The organism is Candidatus Leptovillus gracilis (assembly GCA_016716065.1).
Taxonomy (GTDB): Bacteria; Chloroflexota; Anaerolineae; order Promineifilales; family Promineifilaceae; genus Leptovillus; species Leptovillus gracilis.
Genome location: JADJXA010000007.1, coordinates 142,555 through 165,783, shown reverse-complemented (window position 1 = coordinate 165,783; position 23,229 = coordinate 142,555). Strand labels below are relative to the sequence as shown.

Genomic DNA, 23,229 nt, shown 5'->3' with positions numbered 1-23,229 from the left:
GATTATACCGTAATGGCCGGGGTTGTGGCTAAAGCGGATAAGAGCTTTTGGTTAGTGGAACAGGTTGAGGAAGCCGGTATTGATGGTTTGCAGGCGTTCTTTCCAGGATTTACGGCCGTTCCCCTCTGGCACGGGCTGATAGTTGGTGCGGTAATAATAGTTGTAGGCGTGCCCGAAACGGCCGTTGGCGTTTACCTTGTTTAAGATGACTCCGGCGATGGGGCTGTCCAGGGCTTGAATTTGGGCGACGGCCGTGCCAAACGCCGGGTAACGGGTGTGCCCCGCACTGGCGACAAGAATCGTCGTATCCACCAGGCGCGACAAAACCACGGCGTCGGTCACCGCCAACACCGGCGGGCTGTCGAAAATGACATAATCAGCCTGATCTTTTAGCCAGGCAAAAACCTCTTTCATACGCTCCGACCCCAACAATTCCGCCGGATTGGGTGGCAGGCGGCCGGCCGGCAGCACATAGAGGTTCGGGATGAGCGTCCCTTTGATGTAATGCGCGTCTTCCCGCCCGCGAATAATTAAGTTGCTCAACCCTTTGCTGCCGTCTACTTCTAACATCCGGTGCAGCATGGGGCGGCGCATATCGGTGTCTACCAACAACACCCGTTTGCCAGACTGCGCCAGGGCCGTCGCCAGGTTGATGGAGACGGTCGTTTTGCCCTCGCCAATGTTGGCGCTGGTGATGAGCAAGGTGCGTACTTCCCGGTCTACGCTAATAAATTGGATGTTGGTCCGTATCTGGCGGTAAGCCTCGGCCGCCGGTGAACGGGGTTCCATCGCCACAACCAGGGCGTCTACCGGCTTGGTGACTTTTACTTTTTGTAAGGAGCCAAGCGTCGTCAGACCGATGTTCAGTTCAATGTCTTTCGGGTTTTTGAGCGTGTCATCCAGATACTCCACCAGGAACACCAACCCCAGGGCCAACATGCCGCCAACAACGGCCGCCAGCAGCGTATTGGTCACGACACGGGGACGAACAGGCAGCAGCGGCAGGCGCGCCGCTTCGTCAATGACCAGATTGTCCAGGCTGCGTACCTCGGCGATGCGCACATCTTCGAAGTTGACCAACATGCGGGCGTAGGTTTCGCGCAGGCGAAGGATGTTGTCGTTTTGGCGGTTAACGGCCGTTTGGTTTAACACTGGCCTCTCTAATTCTATCGCCAGAGCCGTCTCGGCATTCGCCAATTCACCCGCCAACCGCTGCAGTTCATCTTCCAGACTTAACTTAAGGCTGGCATAACGCGCCAACTGTTGGGCGCTGTTACGTTCGGCAAATACGGCCGGAATTTCATTCGCCAGGTCGCGGGCCACCTGCGGGTCGGTATTCTCCACGCTCAGAATAATGAGCTGCGTATTATTGACCAACTGCACTTGCAGGAATTCCACCAGGTCTTCAGGCGGCAGAGACAGCCCCAGGTTAGCCAGCGCCTCAGCCAGCACTTCATAATTCTTCAGCCGCTCGGCGTAAGACTGGGCCAACTGCTCGCTGGTCAGCAGCGCGTTATAGGCGGTATCTACGCCATTACTGCCTTCGATGACCAACAGAGTAGCGGAAGCGCGATAAACCGGCGCTTGTGCGCGGCTGACATAATAAGCAACACCGCCAGCCAGCAGCACGCCGGAGATAATCAACCACAACCAGCGCCAAACCAAATATACGTATTGCCTTAGTTCCACACAGTTTCTCCAATATCTGCTATCGTGCTGCCTGCAAGGTAACGCATCTGGCAGCAAACTGCGGTAAAAGCGTGGTGAAACAACGGTGAAGGGGCCGTGAAACTCCTAAAAACAGGCAAAAAGAAAGCCCCTCAGCAGAGGGGCCTTTCTAAAAGAGTCGTAGCTGTATTCAGTATTCAGTATTCAGTATTCAGTGGCCAGTTTTCAGTCGGCGTCAGCTCTGGAAAACACCCTCTGAAAACTGACTGCTGAACACTGGTACAACAAATCAGGTCAGTTCAGGTATTGGCGTAAATGACCGGCAAAGTTGGGATGGCGCAGTTTACGCAGCGCTTCTTTTTCAAGCTGCCGGATGCGTTCGCGGGACAGACCAAACATTTCGCCCACCTCTTTGAGGGTGCGCGACTCGCCGTCTTGCAGCCCATAGCGCAGGCGCAAAATGCGCGCCTCGCGGGGGGTTAGTTGGTCTAAAATATCGCCCAGCTCTTCGGTGAGCATTTTGTTGGCGACCATTTCGGCCGGCGGCGGCGCTTCGATGTCTTCGATAAAGTCACCCAGTTCGGCGTCGGATTCGTCGCCGACGGGGCGTTCCAGGTGGACGGGCTGGCGGCTGGTGCGCAGCATCCAGCGGACGCGCTCGGCCGGCAGTTCCATGTTTTCGGCGATTTCTTCGGCGGTAGGTTGACGGCCGTATTCCTGCTCTAACTCCTGGGCGACCTGATACAATTTGCTGATGCGTCCGCCTAAATGGGCCGGAATACGAATGGTACGGCCGTGATTGGCCAACGCCCGCGTCACCGCCTGCCGAATCCACCAGGTGGCATAGGTGCTAAACCGATTACCCCGGCGATAATCATACTTTTCTACCGCTTTCATCAGCCCGACGTTGCCTTCCTGAATCAGGTCCAGGAATTGTAGGCCACGCCCCCGATATTTTTTGGCGATACTCACAACCAGACGGGTGTTTGCCCGAATAAGATGAGCGCGGGCCGCGTTGCCCACTTCGATCAAACGTTCCAGCTCATCCATCTCATCATAATCCGTGATGTTGTACTCCCCACTCTGCATCACATCTTCGGCGGCGCGACCGGCCTCAATTTCCATGGCCAACTGCACTTCTTCGTCAGCCGTCAGCAGCTGCTGCTGCCCCATTTCACGGAAATACAGGCCAACCGAATCGTCAATCGGCACGTTACTCAGATCAAATAAGGGAGCAACGTGCGCTTTGGGAGACGACGCCGTAAAAACAGGACCATCGGTATCATCCAGGTCAGCCAAATCAGCCAGTTCGGTGTCTTCTAAGGCCGCGCTCATCGCGTTGCTGGCCTCGTCCTCGTTTTCAAACACCGGCACACCCATAGATTGGGCTTCTTCCAGGATCGCCTCTAAAAGCGGTAAATTGTTTTCTACGTGGGGGAGAGCTTCAAGAATTTGATCGTATGTGATGTACCCCTGCTCCATACCATCAGTTAGCAAAGCGCCAACTACGTCCATTTCATCAAATGGATTGTCTAAATCGCTCAAGATTCCCTTTTCTCCTTAAATAAAATTGTGCTCAGGTTGTGTGGTATTGTGACTCTCACCCAACTCTGCCTCTTCCTGCACTGGGGCAGTCTAGCATACTCGACGAGCAAAAGTCAAGGGGGTGAGACGCTTCAAGCTGTTCTAAAAATATCTAAATCGAGGCCTAAAAAATTGTCTGAGTAGGGCATGAGCCAGAGGTGAGGAGGGCTATAAAGAAGAGGGGCATGGGCAAGGCAAACGGCCGTTACCCATCACCGGCACACATCATCCACACCGAGGAGGGGAATCTGCAAAACGGCCGCTGCCCGCCGCAAATCCAACTCGCAGTTCAGGGGCCACTGGCCGCCGGTAGACGGCCCAATGGTCAACGTTTGGCGCTGGCCGATGCCCCACCAGTCTAACATTTTCAGGGCAAATTCGGCTCGCGTCATCACCTGGCGGCCGGCCACGTTGAGGATGCCGGTGTAGGGGTGGTGGATCAGTTCCAGGCAGGCGTCCGCCAGCGTGTTCAGCCACACCGGGTTGCGAATCTGGTTGTCGAACAGCGTCACCGGCTGATTGGCGTGCAGGGCGTGGACCATCCAGGCGGTACCGTGGTCCATCCGCTGCAAACTGTAGATGAGCGAGGTGCGGATGATGACGTGGTTAGGGTGGGCGCTGACGGTGGTTTCGGCGTTGGCTTTGGCCCGGCCATAGGCGTTGACCGGGGTCGGCACGGCCGTTTCGTTATATGGCGCGCCTCCACGGCCGGAAAAGACCACATCGGTAGACAGGTGGATGAGCCGCGCGCCCACCGCAGCAGCCGCCTGGCTGATGTGGGCCGCGCCCAGTTCAATCACCGCCGCCATATCGCCGCCGCGGTTAGACCCGGCCATGTGGATGATGGCGTCGGGGGCAAAATCGGTGACGAGTTGGCGGACGGCCGTTTCCTGGCGTATGTCCAGGGTACGGCCGTTGGGCAGGCCCAGCGGATCCTGGCTGAAGGTGGTATACAACACCTCGTGGTCAGCCATCGCCTGCGACACAAAGTGCTGCCCCAGGTAACTGCTGCCGCCAGTAATCAGTAAACGGGTCACGCCATTTCCTCGTCCAATTCTTCCGCTTTGAGCAGCGCTTCTCGCGCGGCGGACTGCGCCGCGATCTGTTTGCTGCGCCCCTGACCCGTACCCCACGCCTGCTCACCGATCATCACCTGCACGGTAAATATCTTGGCATGGTCAGGGCCGGCCGTTTCCACCACAGCATAATGGGGGGTGATGTTATAGCGCGCCTGCGCCCAGACCTGGAATTCACTCTTGGCGTCTTTGTGCAGCGATTCTTCCAGGATGGTGACCAGCGTTGGCGCAATCAACTTTTCCACCAACGCCTGCGTCATCGGCAAGCCCTGGTCCAGATAGATAGCGCCAATCACCGCCTCAAAGGTGGCGCAGAGGATGGGCGTGCGCTCCCGGCCGCCGCTTTCCCCTTCGCCAAAGCCCACGCGCAAAAAACGGCCAAGCTGCCATTGGCGGGCAAACTCAGCCAATGTGTCGGCCCGCACCAACGCCGCCCGCAGGCTGGTCAGCTCGCCCTCGTCCATTTCCGGGAGCCGGTTATATAAATAAGCGCCAACCACAAAATCCAGCACCGCGTCGCCCAGAAATTCCAGGCGTTCGTTGTCTTGCAGCACTTGTTCATTTTCATTTAAAAAAGAACGGTGCGTTAAGGAGCGCGTTAGCAGCGAATAATCATGAAATTGTACGCCGATGAGGCTTTGCAACGTGGTAATAGCTTCGTCCATAGTGAGTAAACAGCGAAGGCCCTAAAAGTTTCAAAAATGTTAAGGTCTACAAGGCAAATTCCTGAATCGCCAGAACGGCGTTGTGGCCGCCAAACCCAAAAGCATGGTTCAGGCAGACGCGAATGCGACCAGGGCGGGCCACATTGGGCACGTAATCCAGGTCGCAGTCGGGATCGGGCGTTTCATAATGAATAGTTGGTGGGGCGATCTGGTCTCGAATTGCCAGGGCGCAAAAGATGGTTTCGATGGCGCCGGTAGCCCCCATGATGTGGCCGGTCATGGATTTGGTGGAACTGACGGCTAGATTGTAGGCGTGGGAGCCAAAGACGCTTTTGATAGCGGCCGTTTCGGCCGCGTCGTTGAGCTGGGTGGCTGTGCCATGGGCGCTGATATAGTCCACGTCGGTGGGTTGCAGGCCGGCGTCGGCCAATGCTTTGCGGATGGCTCTGGCGGCGCCGGCGCCGCCTTCGGCCGGGGCGGTGATGTGGTGGGCGTCGGTGGTTTGGCCGTAGCCAACAATTTCGCCCAGAATGGCTGCGCCGCGCGCCTGGGCGTGGTCCAACCGCTCCAGCACCAGCATACCGGCCCCTTCGCCAACTACCAGGCCGTCGCGGTTTTTGTCGAACGGCCGTGGCGCAAAACTATCAGCGCTGGAAGTGGCGCCGGCCCGTTCAAAACCGGCCACAGCCACGTCGGTGATGATGGTTTCGCTGCCGCCGGTTAACACGGCGTCTACTTCGCCCCATTGGATGGCGCGCAGGGCATGGCCGATGGCGTCGGCGCCGGCCGCGCAGGCAGTGGTGATGGTGGTGGTGGGGCCTTGAATGCCGTAATCAATCGCCAACATGCCCGCCGCGCCGTTGGGCATTATCATGGTAATGGCAAAGGGGCTGACACGGCGCAGTCCTTTTTCGATGACGACATGTTCTTGTTCTACCAACGTGCGGATGCCGCCGACGCCCGTGCCCAAAATGACGCCAATGCGTTCCCGATTGGCGGCGGTAATGGGCAGTTGGGCCTGGGCCATAGCTTCGTTGGCGGCGATGGTTGCCAATTGTTGGTAACGGTCGCGGCGGCGGGCCAGGCGTTTGTCCATGTGGTCTTCGGCGTCAAAGTCTTTGATTTCGCACGCGCCGCCGGACGTATGGTCGCCTTGTTCAATGGAGGTGAAAGGACCAATGCCAGGTTGGCCGGACAGAATGGCCGCCCAGGTATCGGGTAGGTTATGGCCCAACGCGGTGATGAGACCCATACCGGTGATGACCACACGCGGCTTTTGCCGGTTGCTGTTTTCCATGAATGCCCTCCGCTATTGTCAGGATGTTGAACTGCCGACGTGCCCGGTGGTTTGGCGACGTGTGGCGTATTTTTCCAGGGTGATTGTCAGAGCTTCGTCCAGGTCTACGCCAACGGCCGTTGCCAGCAGGCACAGGCTGTACAAGGCGTCGCCCAATTCACCGGTAAGGTTGGCGCGGGGGGCAAACGGCCGTTCGCCATACTCCGTCGCCAGCAAAATCTCTTTGGCCACCTCACCGACCTCGCTCATCAAATCAAGAGCATAAACACCGGGCGTGTGGGTTAAGTTCTGTTTTTTGGCAAATTCTGCGGCTTGCTGCTGCCAGTTCATAGGAGTTGTTAGTTGGGAGTTGTTAGTTGGGAGTTGGGAGGTCTATCAACTATCAACTATTATCTTCTTCCGTAGGTTGGTAATGCCCTTCTACCCACACACTGCGGTCGGCGCCCACCTCTTTCTTCCAGACGGGTACGATTTCCTTCAGGCGGTCAATGCCATAACGGGCGGCGTCGAACACACCCTGGTCGCGGTGGCCGGCGGCGCAGGCAATGTAGGTTGTCACGTCGCCGATGGTTAGCTGGCCGATGCGCTGCACGATGGCGATGCCCTTCACCAGCGGCCATTGCGCCCATATCTCCTGGGCGATTTGGGCCATCTTGCGCTCGGCCATGGTCGAATAGGCTTCGTATTCCAGATAAAGCGTCTCCGGTGGCAGGCCATCGCGTTGGGTCTGGCCGCGCACAGAACCGGTGAAACTGACCACCGCGCCTACGTCGGGCTGGGTCAGGCGTTGGTGGATGGCGTGCATGTCCAACGGTTCGTGGGTAATGGCGAAGTAGGTGGGATGGGGCAGTTGGTCTGCGCCGCCGCTGACGGGGGGGAAGATGGCGATTTCATCGCCGGGCTGTACGGCCGTATCCGCAAAGGCAAATGCCTGGTTAACGGCTACCAATGCACTGGGCAGCGCTTCTTGCAGAGTAGGATACTGGTCAGCAACGGCCGCCAGCAGTGTGTCTACGGTGGCTGGAGAGTCCAGCGCCAGATTGATTCTATCTTGTCCGGCGCGGTCTTTCAGGCTGGCAAACAGACGAATCGTCAGGTTCATACGCATTCTTCGGCGGTAAATGTACGCCGCTTTGTCCGCCAGATTTGTGTACCAGGCGGATGTCTGTCAGGCGCATGTGGCGGTCTACGGCTTTGGCCATGTCATAAATGGTGAGGGCAGCAACGGAGACGGCCGTTAACGCTTCCATCTCCACCCCCGTTTTTCCGGTCAACCGGGCAGTGGCCTCCACGTCTACGCAATTTTCTGCTGCATTGGGGGTGCAAGTCACATCAATGTGCGTCAGCATCAGCGGATGGCACAGGGGAATCAGTTCGCTGGTCCGTTTGGCAGCCATGATGCCGGCCAGTTTGGCGGTGGTTAAAACATCCCCCTTTTTAAGGTTTCCCTCTATAATCAGGCGGATTGTTTCAGGTTCCATAAGCACGCGCCCGCGGGCCACCGCCATTCGCTCTGTTTCCGGTTTGTGGCCCACGTCTACCATGTGCGCCTGACCCCGTTCATCAAGATGGGTTAACTGTTTTGTCATTGCTCTGTTATTATATGGATCATTGGATGATGCGCACACATTACGACGCAATCTACCTATCTCCCCATCTCGATGATGCTGCCCTATCTTGCGGTGGTCAAATTTATGAACAGACGGCCGTTGGTCATTCCGTACTCATCGTCACCATCATGGCCGGAGATCCGCCGCCGCAGGGTCCGTTTTCCGCTTTTGTCCAGGAGCTTCATGCGCGTTGGCGTCTGGTAGAGAACGCGGCTGCGGCCCGGCGCGCCGAAGATGTGCAAGCCTGCCAAATTTTGGGCGCAGCTTATGAACATTGGAGCATTCCAGACTGCGTTTACCGCACCCACCCGGTAAATGGGCGGCCTTTGTACCCAACCTGGGAAGACGTGATTGCCGCCGTTCATCCGGCTGAGGAGGGGTTGATTGGGCAGTTGGCCCAACAGATTGGGCGGCTGCCACCGGCGGGTCAGGTCTACACGCCGTTGGCGGCCGGCGGACACGCCGACCACCGCATCACGCGGGCGGCAGCGGAGCGGCGTTTTGGGGCAAAGCTGTTATATTATGAAGATTATCCATATGCGGCGGAGCGAGATGCGTTAACGGCCGTTATCCCCTCAGGTGACCCATCCTGGCAGTGGCGGGTTGTACCCCTGTCCGCAGCGAGTCTGGCAGCAAAGATAACGGCCGTTGCCGCTTATACATCTCAGGTTAGCACCTTTTTTGCCGGCCAGGCAGACCTGGAGCAAAAAATAACCGCGTATACAGCGCCGGGCGGCGGCGAACGAGTGTGGCAAAGAAGAGTGGGAAGCGGTGTTGTATAGATTGTAAGCGGTGTTCAGTGTTCAGAATACGGCTTACGGCTTACGTAACCCCATTGTACTGTTTGCTTGATAAATAAGGCCGGGTCAACTTATAATAAGCTCCTCTAGATAAATAGGGAAGGCGTTCACATATGGGGCGATTAACAACTCGTCAACTCCCCGGTAAACAGGGTCGAAAAAAGAAAGCCACCGCCAAAATCGGTTTACAACCCGGCGATATGCTGCAAGATCGGTATCGTATTGTGGGCGTGTTGGGCGCGGGTGGCTTCAGCTCGGTTTACCAGGCGCGAGATATGCGCTTTCCCAATGTGACCAAATTATGCGCCATCAAAGAAATGGTCATCTCAGCCCCGGACCCCAAAATCCGCGAGCTGACCATCCAATCTTTTGAGCGAGAAGCCAGTATGTTGGCGATGCTGGACCATCCCGCCATCCCCGATGTTTCTGATTACTTCACCGAAAAAGACCGCAGCTATCTGGTTCTGGATCTCATTCGTGGCAAAGACCTGGACCATTGGCTGGACGAACAAACCGAGGCGTTAGACCAGGAGCGGGCGCTGGATTGGGCCATTCAACTCTGCGACGCTCTGGGGCATTTACACCACCAAAAGCCGAATCCCATCGTTTTCCGCGACATGAAACCTTCCAATGTGATGCTGGACCAGCACAATCGCATTCGGTTGATTGATTTTGGCATCGCCAAGATATTTGAAGGCGGCAACAAAGGTACGATGATCGGCACGGAAGGGTATTCACCGCCGGAGCAGTACCGGGGGCTGGCTACGCCGGCCGGTGATGTATATGCGTTGGGCGCGACGCTGCACCACTTGCTGACCGGGCAAGATCCGCGCCTGGAACCGCCATTCACGTTTGCCGAACGGCCGATTCGTCCGATCAATTCCTCGGTGACGCCGGCGTTCGAGGCGATTATCATGCGCTGTCTGGCCTATGATCCCAAAGAGCGTTTTGCCGACGCCTGGGCGCTGAAGGAAGCGCTGGAGTTATTGGCGAATGCAATGCCGGTTAGTCGGGATGCGGGACCGGCGGTTATCGGCGGGGCAGCGGCCACGGAAAAAGGGGAAACGGCCGTTCCCAGACCTGTCACCAAACCCGTTACCGCGGCCAACATCCAGGCGCAGCCATTGTGGGTGTTTAAATGTGAAGATGAGATACGCTCTAAAGCGGCCGTAACTGAAAACCGCGTCCTGGTGAGCGTCTACGATAACAATCTATACGCCATCAATAAAGAAGATGGCGAATTTGTCTGGAAATTCCCTACATCCGATGGCGTGGGCGCATCGCCCTGCGTTTACGAAGACATGGTATTTATCGGTTCGTCTGACTCCATGATGTACGCGCTGGATTTGCGCAGCGGGCGCAAGATATGGCACTTCAATACAAACGGCGCCATCTATTCATCGCCGACAGCCCGCTTTGAGCACGTTTTTTTTGGATCGGACGATGGGAATTTATATGCGCTGAATGTGAAACACGGCCGTTCTGCCTGGAAAACCAACGCCTTCAGCGCCATCCGCTCATCTCCCTACGTAGACGACGAGCGGGTATTTTTCGGCACAGAAGGGGGCTACATTTTCTGCCTGGAACTCTCCAGCGGCAAGACCAAATGGCAGGCGCAAGCCCGCCGCGCCGTCACCTCATCGCCAACATTTGCCGAAGAAATTGTATTTGTGGGGTCCCTGGACACCACCGTATATGCTCTGGATGCCGCGACCGGTTGGGCGGTGTGGCGCTTCCGCACCCGTCGCCCAATCATTTCTTCCCCGGTGGTACACAATGGCGTGGTTTACATCGGCTCTTCAGATGGCAGCCTGTACGCGGTAGACATGAATTCCGGTCGCCAACTCTGGACATATGACACCAACGGACAAGTCAACTCTTCGCCGGCCGTCTGGCAAGACGCCGTCTATTTTGGCTCGACAGACGGGCATATCTACAGCGTCTCGTGCAAACGGGGTGAACTGCGCTGGCGGTACGACACAGGTAAACCAGTTATCTCGTCGCCAGTCATTGATGCGGGGGTTGTATACATTGGCTCAACCAACCATCATTTATATGCGCTGCCCGCCTAATCACAAAACAAACATGGTGCTAAAATAATGAATATGATTACGGATTTGGACGAACCCGAAGAAGAGAACGCAGACAAAACCCCAGACAGTATGCCTGATAAGGAAACCGATCTGACGGCCGAATCCTCCCAGGAAGACGACGAAGAAACAGAAATCGTTATTCCAGAAACAACGCCACTGACGAAAAATCCCTTTTTAGATGTGGGTGGTATAGAACCGGCCAAAACGCGCCCCATTATTAGCAAGGTAACAGAGCCTCTGCTGGACGACGAACCGCATATGCGGGTGGCGAAACGCTGCCACGTGGGAGCCAGGCGAGACCGCAACGAAGATTCCAGCCTGACTCTGGTGTCGGAAATCGGTGGGCATTTTGCCGTTTTGCCCTTTGGTTTGTATATCGTCGCTGATGGCATGGGTGGGCATTCAGACGGGCATGTTGCCAGCAAGATTGCTTCACGCACAGCGGCCGCGCATATTATCAACCATATTTACCTGCCTTTGCTGCAAGCTGACGACAAAGGCTTTAAGACGCCCATCCAGGAAGTGCTGGAGCAGGCCGTGCAAAAGGCGAACCGGGCAGTATTTGAGCATGATCCAGAAATGGACAGTGGCACAACGTTGACAGTAGCCCTGGTATTGGGGCGGCGGCTGCACGTGGCCCATGTGGGTGACAGCCGCCTGTACTTATGGTCCAATGGCAAGTTCGATCCGATTACCAACGATCATTCTTTGGTGCAGCGGCTGCAAGATGTGGGGCAGCTAACGGCCGAAGAAGCGACGTTTTATCGTTATGGGCACATTTTACTGCGGGCTGTGGGCCAGGCAGATGAAGTGGAAGTAGATACATACATGCGACTGCTGCCAAAATCTGGTAAGCTGTTGATGTGCAGCGATGGTTTGTCTGGTTTTGTTTCGGAAGGGGAGATCCGCGATATTTTGGAACGAGAGATAAGTCTGGAAGAGATGGCCGACGCATTGTTCCGGGCCGCGATGGATGCCGGCGGGTTCGACAATATAACGGCCGTTCTAGTTGACTTCGATCTATAATTGGGCTTGGTATGAGCGGCGAATCCACCTATTATTCCACGTTAGGGCTGACACCCGGGGCTTCGCCAGAAGCGGTGCGGGATGCGTTTGCCACCCTGGTTGCCCAATTCCCTCACGACGCCACCCATTCGCCACAGTATCAACAGCTGCTCCAGGCGTATGAAGTCTTAAACGACCCAAGCCGGCGAGCGACCTATGATTCTTTGATCCAAGATATATCACCGGCGCGGTTGGTGGTTACGGCCCAGGTCAGCCGGTCTAAAATTCCCATCGCCAACGCGCCACAAATTTTTTACCTGCTGGTAGAGGTGAACCCACCACAGCAAACGGCAAGATCGCGACGGCCGTTAAATTTGTGCCTGGTTTTAGACCGCAGCACCTCCATGCAAGGCCAGCGACTAGATTTCCTGAAAGCGGCCGTCGAACTGGTCATCGAAAAACTGGCCCCAGAAGATGTCATCTCCCTCGTTTCCTTCAGCGACCGGGCCGACGTAATACAGCCACCCACCCACGCCACTCACAAAAACGCGATCATTGCCCACATACGCAGCATTCGCGCTTCTGGCGGCACCGAAATGTACCAGGGCTTGTCAACCGGCATTGAACAACTTCAGAAAACCACGCTAAACCAATACAACAACCAACTCATCTTGCTAACAGACGGCCACACCTATGGCGACGCCCAAGAATGTATAGATTTATGCGCCAAAGCCGCCACACAGCAGATTGGCGTCACCGCCTTTGGCATTGGCAATGAATGGAACGACGCTTTTCTAGACCGCCTGGTGACGTTCTCCGGCGGACAATCGGCCTTTGTCGAAGAACCCACCCAGATCATCACCCATTTGCAGCAGCGTATTCAGGGCCTCGGACTCATTCATGCCCGCAATCTGCGCCTGAAAAAAGAGCTGCCACCACAACTTACCTGGCAATATGGCTTCAAACTGCTGCCTTTTGCCCAACCATTAGACGCCAGCAGCCCAGAGATTAAACTGGGCAATATTGAAGGCAAAGGCGCGCTGTCTTTTTTGTTGGAACTGGCGCTGCAACCGCAGCAGCACGAAGCGCGCATCGTTATTCCCCTGGAAATAAGCGCCGACATCCCGGAGCACAACGCCAAAGACCAGACATTCAAAAGCCAGGTGCAAATAACCGTAACCGCCAATCCACTGGAAGCGCCGCCGCCAAAAGACCTGGTGAAAGCGGTCCGCATGTTAAACATGTATCGGATGAACGAAAAAGTATGGGAAGAAATTCAAGCGGGTAACGTAGGCATAGCCGCAACGCGCTTGCGCCATCTGACCACCCGGTTGTTGGAGGCGGGGGAGATTAAACTCGCCCAACAGGCGCACGCCGAAACCGAACGCCTGACGACCATCGGCGCATTGTCGGCGGAGGGTTGGAAGCGGCTAAAATATGGGACCCGCGCCTTGATTGGTGAAACCGTAAAAATAGATACCGATGATACGTTGTAAAGAATGTGGAGCAACACAGTATGAGGGCGCATTGTTTTGCAGTGAATGCGGCCGTTTTTTGTTGGAAGATGACCGTAAAGCCACCGATGTTTTACCATTTTCTGATTACTACAGCCACCGGCCACCGCCACCACCCACCGAAGATTTTCAGTTGGAGACGGGCGCAGACCACAAAAAAATCACCTTTGTCATTCCCCACAGCCGCAACCGGCATGTCATGGAACTGGTCGGCCAAATTCGCATCGGGCGGGGCAGCACAGACACAGACGACACCCCAGAATTGGACCTGGCGGAAGAAAATGGGGCCGAGTTGGGCGTCTCCCGGCTGCACGCTACCATTCAATGGTCTAATCATGGCCTGGTGCTGATTGACCTGGAGAGTACCAACGGAACCTTATTAAATAACCATCGGCTGCCAGCGAAACGGCCGTATCCCCTCCGCAGCGGCGATGAAATTCGTTTTGGCGATTTACTCATACACATATTTTTTGATGCGTGACACCCATATCAATCAGATTTTCTTTCGGTATAAAACCCTATGATTTCCATAATCGTACACATAGCCAACGAAGACCCTATCGTTTGTGAAGTAGAAACTTTGCCACAAGGCGAAGACACCCTGGTCCAGATTCACAACCCACGCCGCCGTGACGGCCTGGACGTTCATTACCTGGACGAAGATGTCACCTCCGTCATCTACCCCATGCACCGCATCAACTTCATTCAGGTACTCCCCTCCACCGATGTCAACGAAGTCGTCGGCTTTGTACGCGAATAATGGTCGAACAAATTCCCACATCCCTCGATAAAAGCCCTCCCCGGCTGATCCTCATCGTAGACGACGAAATCCGTATGCGGCGCTTCATCCGCATGAACATGGAACTAGAAGGCTACCAGGTGATAGAAGCTGAAAATGGCCTGCAAGCCCTGGAACAAATCCGCAAATACACCCCAGACCTGGTTGTGATGGATGTGATGATGCCCGAAATGGACGGTTTTGAGACCCTGCGCCTACTGCGCGAAGTCTCTACCGTCCCCGTCATCTTACTGACTGTCAAAAGCGACGAAGATGACAAAATTCAGGGGCTTGGCCTGGGAGCCGACGATTATGTCACCAAGCCGTTCAGCCCACGCGAACTGAACAGCCGCGTCAGCGCCGTCATGCGGCGGGCCGATTGGCCCGCACCCGCGCCGCGCACCATCCTGCACGTTGATGATCGCCTGTCTATTGACTTCAATCGTCACCAGGTCATCGTTGCCGGCGAACGGATAGACTTGCGCCCCACCGAATACCGCCTGTTGAGTCAACTCATCCAAAACGCTGGTTGGGTTGTGCCCCACGAATCGCTGCTGGCAAAAGTATGGGGGTATGAATATCGTGACGAGACCCATTACCTGCGACTTTACATTAACTATTTACGCAAAAAAAAATGAAGAGAGACCTGCCAATCCCAAATACATTCTCCCAGAACGCGGCGTTGGCTATCGCTTCGCAGACCACAAAAAGATAAGAGCGCCCCGACAGAACAACCCTCTGGATTTTTCTTTCCCAAATTTCCATTATCATTCAGGGCTATGCTGATGCAAACGCATCATACGACCACTGACGCTACAAAGTTCTTTGACCAGATCAACACCTATCTGGGTGTCGAAGATCGCCTGAAGGTTCAAGAAGCGTTTACCCTTGCGCGCCAGGAACATGGGGACCAGCGGCGAAAATCCGGCGAACTTTTTTTCACCCATCCCCTTACCGTTGCCTATTACCTTTCCCAATACCACCTGGACGCTCCGGCCCTGGAAGCCGCCCTTCTCCACGACATCGCCGAAGACACACGTGTTTCCATCGAGGAAATCGAGGCGATGTTCAGCCCAGAGGTTGCCCGCCTGGTGAACGGCGTCACCAAACTGAAAGATGTTACGGAAGGCGTTTCTAAAGGGAAAAAACTGCCCCCTGAAGAAATCCAAGATAAAACACTCCACAAATTGTTTACGGCTATGACCGAAGATGTGCGCACGGTCATTATCAAACTGTTTGACCGCTTGCACAATATGCGCACCATCAAAGCCATGTCGCCGGCCCAACAACGACGCAAAGCGGAAGAAACCATGTCGGTTTATGCACCGCTGGCGAATCGCCTGGGTTTGTGGGAATTAAAAAACGAACTGGAGACGCTTTCTCTGGAAGTGCTGCACAACAATGCCTACAACATCATCAAACGGCGGCGCGACGATCTGGAACGTGAGCACCAGGAAATCTACCAACTGCTCGGCGGGCAAGTTTTTAATTGTTCTCGAAGCGGAAAATTGACGTGCGCAAGTGGTGTTGACCCCGAAAATATCTATTCGGTTCTCAGACCTGACCAACAATGGCGCTTCTTATGATGATTTAGACCGCACCATTCGGCTGGTTGTTTTGGTGAATGAGTGGCATGAATGCTATCTGGCGCTGGGCCATTTGCACCAGATATGGCGACCTGTTCCCGGCACATTCGATGACTATATTGCCGTGCCGCGAGACAATTTGTACCGTTCGCTGCATACGACGGTAGTCCATGCCAATGGACAGGCCATTAAACTGCGAATTCGCACGGTGGCGATGGACAAGGTGTCCGAGTCCTTTTTGAGAATATTAACGACAACATCAACCTGGAGCCGCTTAATCCGGGGGCCGGCGTAAAGGGGGTAGGAAGATGTCTTCCGCAAGCAGATTCGGGTCTACACGCCGCGCGGCGACATTGTGGAGTTGGGCCAGGGGGCGACAATTATTGATTTTGCCTATGCCATCCACACCGGTCTGGGCAATCAGGCGCACGCGGCCTATGTGAATGATGTGTTTTATCCGCTTAATAAGCCGCTCAATGATGGCGACCAGGTGCGGGTGGTGAAGAAGGTGAATGCTCAGCCGCAGCGCGCCTGGTTGGATGATGATTTGGGTTATATTGCCACGAATTATGCCCGTTCTCATGCGCGGCGCTGGTTCCGGCGTTTGCCTGGGCATCGGGCCATCGCGGAGGGGCAGGCGTTGGTGCAAACAGAGCTGAACATTTTGGGTTTCCCCGACTTTTCTCATGAGGAGATCGCCCAATCTTTTGGTTACGAAGCGCCGGAGCAGTTGTATTATGCGGTGGGGCGGGCGGATGTGCTGCCAACGGCCGTTGCCATTCACGTTCTAGAGTACAAATGGGATACCGGACCGGCGCGCAACCTGGATAATATGATCCTCACGGATACCGGCGAAGAAGTGGTTATCACCAAATCGCCAACACGCCGCCTTGCGCCTGTGGGGACTTGCCAGCCACGTCCCCGTGAACCCATTTTGGGCTTTATGCGTAAAGACGGCGGACTGACGTGCATAAAAGCGCTGTCACCTGCTGCGCCCGAACGCGGCCGCACAGTCAAATTAGGGCTGGGGCGAGACAACCCGTGAAGCCCACGAAGTGACCGTGCAAGTCGATGTGTATGACCGACCAGGGTCTATTATTTGAGATTTCCCAATTAATGGAAGATGAGCAAATTAACATTGCTTATATCCATACCCCACCCCGGCGCGGCGGCGAATTGCAGATTATTCTAACGCTAGAAGTGCTTCGCCCCCGCCAATTGGTGCGCATTTTGCACCAAATTCACGCTTTACCGAACGTTTTTGACCTCAGGTGCCTGCCAGATGGTCCCCCAGACCACAAATGGCGGCGCCCCCTTCCCCTTATTTACCAGAGTAGCCAGATTTGACCGGTTAGAATCGGCCGTTATAATCTTACGCTGCCCTGTTCACCTGAAAACAAAAGGTGCGGCCTGATATAAAGATAAGATGCGAGTTAGTTTTGAAGGAGTTAACCCATGCTTAAGAAAAAATTCTTTAAAACCAACGACGAATGCGAAGTGACATTCGAGTTTTCAGCCCCCGAAGCCACAGAAGTAGCCCTGTTCAGCGACGCACACAATTGGGAACCGGTTGCCATGAAAAAGACAAAAGAAGGCGCTTTCCGGGCCAAGGTTCGTCTGCCCAAAGATGGAAAATACCAGTTCCGCTACTTCGTAGATGGCACAACCTGGGCTAACGATGAAGCCGCCGATGCCTACTGGACCAATGAACACGGCAGCGACAACAGCGTTGTGTTCACCAGCTCTGAAAACTAACCACCATCTTTTTCGCATTAAAAAGCGGTCTGGCAGCAGACCGCTTTTTGTTTTCCCCACTACCACCTCTGGTTGTACAGCGCCCTCCCTCACGTTACAATTTGCAGGTAAGAGAAATGGCCGTCCTGCCAAATTCCTTGTCGTACAGACCCTATGGGATTCCAGACCATCTTGGTTATTCAAGAATCAAAACGGCAAACCCCAAGGGTTTTCATCAAACCAACGGAGAAACCCTTGGGGGCTTCCAATTTCAAAAAGGAGCATTCATGGAAAAGAACATGTCATTATTATTGGCTCAGGTCCCGCTGGACTGGCAGCCGCCATCTACACGGCGCGCGCCCAACTACAGCCGCTGGTCATTGCCGGAACCCAAATCGGCGGGCAGGTGGCTTTAACTTCTGAAATAGAAAATTACCCTGGGTTTCTGGTCCCAGGAACGCCCGTTCACCGGTCCCGAACTGGTAGAAGTGATGCAGAAACAGGCCGAGCACTTTGGCGCGCGCCTGGAATACGACGAAGTGGTTGCGGTGGACTTTAGCAAAGGCTCGCCGTTTACCGTCAAAACTTACGGCAATGAATATCAGGCCGACGCCGTCATTGTGACGGCTGGCGCTTCGCCGCGCCGCCTGGGCATACCGGGCGAGGAAGAGTTTATTGGCCGCGGCGTTAGCTACTGCGGCACATGCGATGGCTTCTTCTTTCGCGGCAAAGAGGTGATCGTCGTCGGCGGCGGCGACAGCGCTCTGGAAGAAGGATTGTTCCTGACCAAGTTTGCCAACTCCGTCAGCGTTGTTCACCGCGCGGGATCCCTTCGCGCCGGGCCGGCGCTGCAGAAGCGCGCTTTCGCCAACGAAAAATCCGCTTTGTGTGGGACTCGGCCGTTGAGGAAATTGGGCAACGGCACTGTTCAAGCTGTTAAAGCGCATAATCTAAAAACCAACGAAGCCAGCGAAATGCCGATTGATGGTGTGTTTGTGTTTGTCGGCCATTATCCTAACAGCAAGTTCCTGGAAGGGCAGGTAGCTATGGACGAGCATGGCTATATCATCACCGATGAGCTGATGCGTACCAGTGTGTCGGGCGTATTTGCCGCCGGTGAAATTCAGGACCCCATTTATCGCCAGGTCGGCACGTCGGTAGGCCAGGGCGTGGCTGCCGGTATGCAGACAGAACGGTGGCTGAGCGAACGAGAGTAAGAAGTGAACAGTGTTCAGTCAACAGTTTACAGAACACTGAACACTGAACACTGGCTACTGGATACCGAACACCATCATGCTGCGTTTCCTTTGGGCTTATCTGGTTTACACCTGGGGCGGACTGCACCGCTATTTTGGCAACCAAAACGCCATGCGCAGCGAACATGAGGCGGCGGTACGTTATTTTACGAAGGCCTATGAGATTGACCCCACGTTTCTACGGGTGCGTTTGGAACGTGGGGTCTTATTGTTTCGGGAATTGGGGCGTTATGGAAGAGGCGTTGGCCGATTTTAACGCCTGGTTGGTTGAAGAGTCCGTTTTATGCAGCGGAACGCTGTTTAACCGCGCCTTGCTGGCCCAGCAAAATTGCTCGTTACCAGGACGCCCTGGCTGATTTAGAAGCCTATTGCCCTTGCCCCCTGAGTACCTGCCCCAATCATCTGCTAGTTGTCTTGCGGACTTTGGTCGCCTCCGATGACGAGGCGGAGTAGGAGGGGTGTTCAGTGTTCAGTTTTGGGGGATGATAAAAACTATGGGGTAACGGCCGTTGCTTCTAACCCCGCCTCTGCTGCCACCTGCTGTAAATCAGCAAAACTGCCAATCCGGGCCACCCGCTGCAAGAAATCTTTGAGCGATGGGCTGGCCTCGCGCAGCGCCAGCACCGTCGGGCCAATTGGATCGGCGCCGGCTGCGCCCGGTTCGTCAGCATAAGCGCCGTAGAAGGCAAAATAAGCCTGGTTCAGTTTGCGAATGGTGTACCCGTTTGCCACAAACAGCTGCGGCGGCGGCTCCATATACGCTTCCGCGCCGTCCACGTCGCCGGCCGCCAGCATCGCGTCGGCCTGAATCCGGGTAGCGGCCATTTCGGCGGCAAAGTTAAATGGGGGTGGTGCGTCAGGGTCTAGCGGGGCGAGGGCCGTCGGCGCGGCCGGCGGGGGCACAAATTCCGGGTAAAACCGGGCGATCACCTGCTCGCCAATCTCCCGTCCCACAATAGAGGCCACCGTCTCGTTGATGGTGCGCACCTGGGGGTCGCTGACGTAATTCAGGCTCACCGGATAGGGCATGAGCCAATGATGGGTCCATTCGTGGGCCGTCACATCGGCCAGCCAGTTGATGTTGCTCGTTTCCATGATCATCGCCGGGTATACGGCCAGTCCGCCAATGGGCACAACCAGGGCTGAGAGGCTCAGGGTGTCGGCGACGGCCGTTTCCATCGCTTCCTTCTGCGGCGTGGTCAGGCCCACCGCCAGGGAAATCTGGTATTGGCGCTCAATTTTGTCTCGCGGCGAGACAATAAGAATCGTTGGCAGGGGGGTCATGTGCATCATCACCGGCGGCCACGTTCGCCCGGCTATTTGCAGCCCTTGTTCGCGCAAAATTTGCGCCACCTGGTCTTGCAAGACGGCCTCCGCCAACGGCTGTAGGCGGGCCATTGCGGCGCGGCTGGCGGCCAATTCGGCCTGCTGCGTCTGGGTGGCCGCATCCGGGTCGGCCACATCTGGGTTTACGTAAGCCTGTTCAATCTCCCAGTTGAGGCGGCTGCTGGTTTGCACCATGTTCAGATAGTCCAGCACCGCCTGGCGGCGCGCCGTCTCATCCAGAAAAGCGTGCCCGTTGCTCAGAATCGCCGTCCCCTTCGCCCAGGCAGCACGCAGCTCCCAAACAACAAAATCAAACTGGTTTGGCCCAACAATGGCTTGTAGTTGGTAGGCTTCCTGGCCAAAAGCGGGCCAATTAGGCACTAACAGCAAGGCCAACATGGTCAGGAGGGTGGCAACTTTTGCAAGCTGTAAGAGAAGCTGTTTACGCATAGGCTGGATGATAGTCAACTGGGGATGGGCGTACAAGGAAACGGCCGTGCGCTTCACCAGACGCTAAGCAACTTTCGGCGTCAAGCGTAAAACGCCGGGGGAGGTTGACGCCTGACGCCTGAGGCACGACAATACCATCAGGAGTAACGACGATGCGATTTTTAATTACCGGGGGGGCGGGCTTTTTGGGCGCGGCGCTGGCGAACTGGCTGGCCGAAGCCGGGCACATGGTGAGCGTGTTGGATGATCTGAGCAATGGGAATGCGGGGTATCTGGCTGCGGCCGTTACCTTCCACCAGGGCGACGTAGACAACATTCCCCATCTGTGGTCTTTGCTGCAAGGCGTAGACTGCGTCTATCACCTGGCCGCTCGCGTTTCCGTGGCCCAATCTATCCATCACCCGCGCGACTACACCCGCGTCAACGTCGGCGGCACAGTTGGGCTGATGGAAGCGATGCGCGATACCGGGGTGCGGCGGGTGGTGTTTGCGTCGTCAGGGGCGATATACGGCCGTTTGCCCAACCAGCCCGTCCATGAAGACGACCAACCCCAGCCCGATTCCCCCTATGCCGTCAGCAAATGGGCCGCCGAACAATACATCCACACCATCGGCCACTTGTGGGGAATTGAAACCGTCGCCCTGCGTATTTTCAACGCCTATGGCCCGCGCCAAAGCCTGCCCGTCTCTCATGCCCCGGTCATCCCCCGTTTTTTGCAGCAGGCGCTTACCGGCGGTTCGGTGGTCTTGTTTGGCGCTGGCGACCAGACCCGCGATTTTGTCTATGTAGACGACGTTGTGGCCGCGCTGGTAAGCGCCGCTACGGCCGGTCAGGTCAACCGGCAAATCATCAATATCGGCAGCGGCGTGGAAACCAGCCTCAACCAATTGGTAGACCAGATTGAACACGTAACCGGTCGCGCTGTCAGCCGCATCTACAACAACGAAAAAAGCGGCGGCGTTCCCCGCCTGGTGGCCGGCATCAGTCGGGCGCAAACGCTGCTCGGCTTCCGCCCCACCACCAGCCTGACGGCCGGCCTGCGCCGCACCCTACAAGAGGATGAGCGGTTTAGTCGGATAAAATAAAAAGAGCCGGAACAATGATGTTCCGGCTCTTCATGCCCAGGAGAGGACTCGAACCTCCACGCCCTAAGGGCACAGGCCCTCAACCTGCCGCGTATGCCAATTCCGCCACCTGGGCGATGCAGCGAAAGGTATTATAACTTGTGACCGGGTAGAGTCAAAAAAATTGGGTGGTGATAAAATACGTATCTTTCCCTGAGTTTCGTAGAAGGACCTGTTACCCAAACTGAACATGCTCCAATTCACAATTCACAATTCACAACTCTCCAGGAGTCTCCCATGAACCCCACTTCTATCACCTCCGTGGCCGATTTACGCCGCCACATTGTTGGTTTAGACCAACCTGTGCCGCTGCTAGACGGCCGTTGCCAACCCTACATCAACCTGGACAACGCCGCCAGCACCCCCGCCCTCCAACCCGTCTTGGACGCCATCGTCCAGTTCATGCCCTATTACGCCAGCGTCCATCGTGGCACAGGCTTTAAGTCGCGCCTCAGCACGGCCGCCTACGACCAGGCCCATCAGATTATCGGCCATTTTGTCGGCGCAGATTTAGCCACCAATACCGTCATCTTCGGCAAAAATTCCACCGAAGCGCTGAACAAACTCTCTTATCGCTTCCCCTTCCAGCCAGACTCAGTGGTCATCACCACCCAGTTGGAACACCATTCCAACGACCTACCCTGGCGGCAGCGGGCCAATGTGCGGCATGTACGGGCAATGAAGGACGGCCGTTTCGACGAAAACCACTTCGATCAACTCATGCGTGAAAATGCCGGGCGCGTCGCTCTGGTCGCCGTCACTGGCGCGTCCAACGTCAGCGGCTTCTTGCAGCCCATCCACCGCCTGGCGCGCAAGGCCCACGCCGCCGGGGCGCTCATCCTGGTAGACGCCGCCCAACTCGCCCCCCACCGCCGCGTAGATATGCGCCCCGACGACGACCCCGAACATCTGGATTTTGTCGTCCTGTCCGGGCATAAAATGTACGCCCCTTTTGGAACCGGCGCGCTCATCGGCCCCAAAGCCATTTTCCTGCAAGGCATACCCGACTATGTGGGCGGCGGCACGGTAGAAGTGGTGACGCTGGACGAAGTACACTGGGCTGGCGTGCCCGACCGCGACGAAGCGGGCAGCCCCAACGTCGTTGGCGCTATGGCGATGGCAGTGGCGGCGCAAATTCTCATGGACGTGGGTATGGAGCAGATCGCCGCCCACGAGGAAGAACTCATCGCCTACGCCCTGGAACGCCTGCCAACCGTCCCCGACCTGCAAATCTACGGTGAAACGGACCCCAGCCGCGCCCATGAAAAAGTGGGCGTCATTCCCTTCAATCTGGCGGGCATTTCCCACTTTAAATTGGCGGCGATTTTGGGTTACGAAGGGGGTATTGGCGTGCGCAGCGGCTGCTTCTGCGCCCATCCCTATGTGGTCCATTTGCTGCAATTGGATGACGCTGCGGCCGCCACGTGGCGCGATCAGCTGCTTTCCGGCGACAAATCGCATATGCCCGGTATGGTTCGCGCCAGCTTTGGCTGTTATAACAACACAGGTGATGTGGACCGGCTGGTAGAGATGCTGACGCGCATCGCTCGCGGCGACTACCGGGGCGATTACACGCTAGACACAGCTTCCGGCGAATACGCCCCGGCCAATTTCGTCGAGCCATTGGCCGATCACTTCCAGCTATTGTAAAAATAGACCCGAC

23 protein-coding genes, 1 tRNA gene and 2 pseudogenes are annotated in these 23,229 nt (G+C 56.0%); 16 read left to right on the top strand and 10 right to left on the bottom strand.

All coding sequences use genetic code 11. The annotated features are described in order from the left end of the window. Positions 1–51: 51 nt before the first annotated feature. The 8 genes from IPM39_18575 to moaC all read right to left on the bottom strand — a co-directional run bounded on the left by IPM39_18575 (position 52) and on the right by moaC (position 7,879). Positions 52–1,689: a polysaccharide biosynthesis tyrosine autokinase gene (locus IPM39_18575; protein MBK8988044.1), complete on the bottom strand. Its 1,638-nt coding sequence runs from the start codon at positions 1,687–1,689 to the stop codon at positions 52–54. 273 nt (positions 1,690–1,962) lie between these two features. Beyond that, positions 1,963–3,183 (bottom strand): sigma-70 family RNA polymerase sigma factor, encoded by a 1,221-nt coding sequence (locus tag IPM39_18570; protein MBK8988043.1) that lies wholly within the window; start codon positions 3,181–3,183, stop codon positions 1,963–1,965. Positions 3,184–3,464: 281 nt separating this feature from the next. Then, positions 3,465–4,289 carry an SDR family oxidoreductase gene (locus IPM39_18565; protein MBK8988042.1) on the bottom strand — a complete coding sequence of 275 codons (825 nt, stop codon included), beginning with the start codon at positions 4,287–4,289 and terminating at the stop codon, positions 3,465–3,467. Next, positions 4,286–4,993, bottom strand: a complete 708-nt coding sequence (rnc, locus tag IPM39_18560) for a ribonuclease III (GenBank protein MBK8988041.1) — start codon at positions 4,991–4,993, stop codon at positions 4,286–4,288. Before rnc ends, IPM39_18565 begins: the two co-directional genes overlap by 4 nt. A 46-nt stretch (positions 4,994–5,039) precedes the next feature. Further along, complete coding sequence (gene fabF / locus IPM39_18555) at positions 5,040–6,290, bottom strand: beta-ketoacyl-ACP synthase II (protein ID MBK8988040.1); 1,251 nt, start codon at positions 6,288–6,290, stop codon at positions 5,040–5,042. A gap of 18 nt (positions 6,291–6,308) precedes the next feature. Beyond that, positions 6,309–6,620 carry a nucleotide pyrophosphohydrolase gene (locus tag IPM39_18550; protein MBK8988039.1) on the bottom strand — a complete coding sequence of 104 codons (312 nt, stop codon included), beginning with the start codon at positions 6,618–6,620 and terminating at the stop codon, positions 6,309–6,311. A gap of 52 nt (positions 6,621–6,672) precedes the next feature. After that, positions 6,673–7,392, bottom strand: coding sequence for a molybdenum cofactor biosynthesis protein MoaE (locus tag IPM39_18545; GenBank protein ID MBK8988038.1), 720 nt, complete (start codon positions 7,390–7,392; stop codon positions 6,673–6,675). Beyond that, on the bottom strand, positions 7,337–7,879 hold the full coding sequence (gene moaC, locus IPM39_18540) for a cyclic pyranopterin monophosphate synthase MoaC (GenBank protein MBK8988037.1): 543 nt from the start codon (positions 7,877–7,879) through the stop codon (positions 7,337–7,339). The genes IPM39_18545 and moaC overlap by 56 nt, the downstream gene beginning before the upstream one ends. Before the next feature lie 26 nt (positions 7,880–7,905). Between moaC and IPM39_18535 the strand changes: the two genes are divergently transcribed. The 14 genes and pseudogenes from IPM39_18535 to IPM39_18470 all read left to right on the top strand — a co-directional run bounded on the left by IPM39_18535 (position 7,906) and on the right by IPM39_18470 (position 18,922). Beyond that, a complete protein-coding gene (locus tag IPM39_18535) occupies positions 7,906–8,682 on the top strand; it encodes a PIG-L family deacetylase (protein ID MBK8988036.1) in 777 nt (258 codons plus the stop codon). Between the two features lie 131 nt (positions 8,683–8,813). After that, positions 8,814–10,772 (top strand): serine/threonine-protein kinase, encoded by a 1,959-nt coding sequence (locus IPM39_18530; protein ID MBK8988035.1) that lies wholly within the window; start codon positions 8,814–8,816, stop codon positions 10,770–10,772. A 27-nt stretch (positions 10,773–10,799) separates the two neighbouring features. After that, on the top strand, positions 10,800–11,819 hold the full coding sequence (locus tag IPM39_18525; protein ID MBK8988034.1) for a serine/threonine-protein phosphatase: 1,020 nt from the start codon (positions 10,800–10,802) through the stop codon (positions 11,817–11,819). A gap of 11 nt (positions 11,820–11,830) precedes the next feature. Next, on the top strand, positions 11,831–13,294 hold the full coding sequence (locus tag IPM39_18520) for a VWA domain-containing protein (GenBank protein MBK8988033.1): 1,464 nt from the start codon (positions 11,831–11,833) through the stop codon (positions 13,292–13,294). A gap of 31 nt (positions 13,295–13,325) precedes the next feature. Beyond that, positions 13,326–13,793 carry an FHA domain-containing protein gene (locus tag IPM39_18515; GenBank protein MBK8988032.1) on the top strand — a complete coding sequence of 156 codons (468 nt, stop codon included), beginning with the start codon at positions 13,326–13,328 and terminating at the stop codon, positions 13,791–13,793. 39 nt (positions 13,794–13,832) lie between these two features. Then, positions 13,833–14,072, top strand: a complete 240-nt coding sequence (locus IPM39_18510) for a hypothetical protein (protein ID MBK8988031.1) — start codon at positions 13,833–13,835, stop codon at positions 14,070–14,072. Beyond that, positions 14,072–14,876 (top strand): annotated as a pseudogene (locus tag IPM39_18505) (response regulator transcription factor). Before IPM39_18510 ends, IPM39_18505 begins: the two are co-directional and overlap by 1 nt. After that, positions 14,876–15,676, top strand: coding sequence for a bifunctional (p)ppGpp synthetase/guanosine-3',5'-bis(diphosphate) 3'-pyrophosphohydrolase (locus tag IPM39_18500; GenBank protein ID MBK8988030.1), 801 nt, complete (start codon positions 14,876–14,878; stop codon positions 15,674–15,676). Before IPM39_18505 ends, IPM39_18500 begins: the two are co-directional and overlap by 1 nt. Positions 15,677–15,710: 34 nt before the next feature. Beyond that, positions 15,711–15,971: a bifunctional (p)ppGpp synthetase/guanosine-3',5'-bis(diphosphate) 3'-pyrophosphohydrolase gene (locus IPM39_18495; GenBank protein MBK8988029.1), complete on the top strand. Its 261-nt coding sequence runs from the start codon at positions 15,711–15,713 to the stop codon at positions 15,969–15,971. A 60-nt stretch (positions 15,972–16,031) separates the two neighbouring features. After that, complete coding sequence (locus IPM39_18490) at positions 16,032–16,721, top strand: bifunctional (p)ppGpp synthetase/guanosine-3',5'-bis(diphosphate) 3'-pyrophosphohydrolase (GenBank protein ID MBK8988028.1); 690 nt, start codon at positions 16,032–16,034, stop codon at positions 16,719–16,721. A 71-nt stretch (positions 16,722–16,792) separates the two neighbouring features. Beyond that, positions 16,793–17,023, top strand: coding sequence for a hypothetical protein (locus IPM39_18485; protein ID MBK8988027.1), 231 nt, complete (start codon positions 16,793–16,795; stop codon positions 17,021–17,023). 108 nt (positions 17,024–17,131) lie between these two features. Beyond that, on the top strand, positions 17,132–17,431 hold the full coding sequence (locus tag IPM39_18480; GenBank protein MBK8988026.1) for an isoamylase early set domain-containing protein: 300 nt from the start codon (positions 17,132–17,134) through the stop codon (positions 17,429–17,431). Next, positions 17,382–18,627 (top strand): annotated as a pseudogene (trxB, locus tag IPM39_18475) (thioredoxin-disulfide reductase). The gene IPM39_18480 and the pseudogene trxB overlap by 50 nt, the downstream one beginning before the upstream one ends. A 76-nt stretch (positions 18,628–18,703) precedes the next feature. After that, positions 18,704–18,922, top strand: a complete 219-nt coding sequence (locus tag IPM39_18470) for a hypothetical protein (GenBank protein ID MBK8988025.1) — start codon at positions 18,704–18,706, stop codon at positions 18,920–18,922. Positions 18,923–19,158: 236 nt separating this feature from the next. Here the strand turns inward: IPM39_18470 and IPM39_18465 are convergent, their stop codons facing one another. Continuing rightward, positions 19,159–20,442, bottom strand: coding sequence for a hypothetical protein (locus tag IPM39_18465; GenBank protein ID MBK8988024.1), 1,284 nt, complete (start codon positions 20,440–20,442; stop codon positions 19,159–19,161). A gap of 152 nt (positions 20,443–20,594) precedes the next feature. On the opposite strand from IPM39_18465, the gene IPM39_18460 reads away from it, so the two are divergent. Continuing rightward, complete coding sequence (locus IPM39_18460) at positions 20,595–21,527, top strand: NAD-dependent epimerase/dehydratase family protein (protein MBK8988023.1); 933 nt, start codon at positions 20,595–20,597, stop codon at positions 21,525–21,527. 33 nt (positions 21,528–21,560) lie between these two features. Here IPM39_18460 and IPM39_18455 read toward each other — a convergent pair. Next, a tRNA-Leu gene (locus IPM39_18455) sits at positions 21,561–21,642 on the bottom strand. A 161-nt stretch (positions 21,643–21,803) separates the two neighbouring features. On the opposite strand from IPM39_18455, the gene IPM39_18450 reads away from it, so the two are divergent. After that, positions 21,804–23,216, top strand: coding sequence for an aminotransferase class V-fold PLP-dependent enzyme (locus IPM39_18450; GenBank protein ID MBK8988022.1), 1,413 nt, complete (start codon positions 21,804–21,806; stop codon positions 23,214–23,216). Positions 23,217–23,229: the final 13 nt, after the last annotated feature.

Bases quoted from the DNA above. Each gene is read 5' to 3' on its own strand.
- IPM39_18465 (MBK8988024.1), bottom strand. From the start codon at position 20,442: ATGCGTAAACAGCTTCTCTTACAGCTTGCAAAAGTTGCCACCCTCCTG.
- moaC (MBK8988037.1), bottom strand. From the start codon at position 7,879: ATGACAAAACAGTTAACCCATCTTGATGAACGGGGTCAGGCGCACATG.
- IPM39_18550 (MBK8988039.1), bottom strand. From the start codon at position 6,620: ATGAACTGGCAGCAGCAAGCCGCAGAATTTGCCAAAAAACAGAACTTA.
- IPM39_18525 (MBK8988034.1), top strand. From the start codon at position 10,800: ATGAATATGATTACGGATTTGGACGAACCCGAAGAAGAGAACGCAGAC.
- IPM39_18535 (MBK8988036.1), top strand. From the start codon at position 7,906: ATGATGCGCACACATTACGACGCAATCTACCTATCTCCCCATCTCGAT.
- IPM39_18460 (MBK8988023.1), top strand. From the start codon at position 20,595: ATGCGATTTTTAATTACCGGGGGGGCGGGCTTTTTGGGCGCGGCGCTG.
- IPM39_18520 (MBK8988033.1), top strand. From the start codon at position 11,831: ATGAGCGGCGAATCCACCTATTATTCCACGTTAGGGCTGACACCCGGG.
- rnc (MBK8988041.1), bottom strand. From the start codon at position 4,993: ATGGACGAAGCTATTACCACGTTGCAAAGCCTCATCGGCGTACAATTT.
- fabF (MBK8988040.1), bottom strand. From the start codon at position 6,290: ATGGAAAACAGCAACCGGCAAAAGCCGCGTGTGGTCATCACCGGTATG.
- IPM39_18470 (MBK8988025.1), top strand. From the start codon at position 18,704: ATGCTGCGTTTCCTTTGGGCTTATCTGGTTTACACCTGGGGCGGACTG.
- IPM39_18500 (MBK8988030.1), top strand. From the start codon at position 14,876: ATGCAAACGCATCATACGACCACTGACGCTACAAAGTTCTTTGACCAG.
- IPM39_18450 (MBK8988022.1), top strand. From the start codon at position 21,804: ATGAACCCCACTTCTATCACCTCCGTGGCCGATTTACGCCGCCACATT.
- IPM39_18485 (MBK8988027.1), top strand. From the start codon at position 16,793: ATGGAAGATGAGCAAATTAACATTGCTTATATCCATACCCCACCCCGG.
- IPM39_18480 (MBK8988026.1), top strand. From the start codon at position 17,132: ATGCTTAAGAAAAAATTCTTTAAAACCAACGACGAATGCGAAGTGACA.
- IPM39_18510 (MBK8988031.1), top strand. From the start codon at position 13,833: ATGATTTCCATAATCGTACACATAGCCAACGAAGACCCTATCGTTTGT.
- IPM39_18570 (MBK8988043.1), bottom strand. From the start codon at position 3,183: ATGGACGTAGTTGGCGCTTTGCTAACTGATGGTATGGAGCAGGGGTAC.
- IPM39_18530 (MBK8988035.1), top strand. From the start codon at position 8,814: ATGGGGCGATTAACAACTCGTCAACTCCCCGGTAAACAGGGTCGAAAA.
- IPM39_18545 (MBK8988038.1), bottom strand. From the start codon at position 7,392: ATGAACCTGACGATTCGTCTGTTTGCCAGCCTGAAAGACCGCGCCGGA.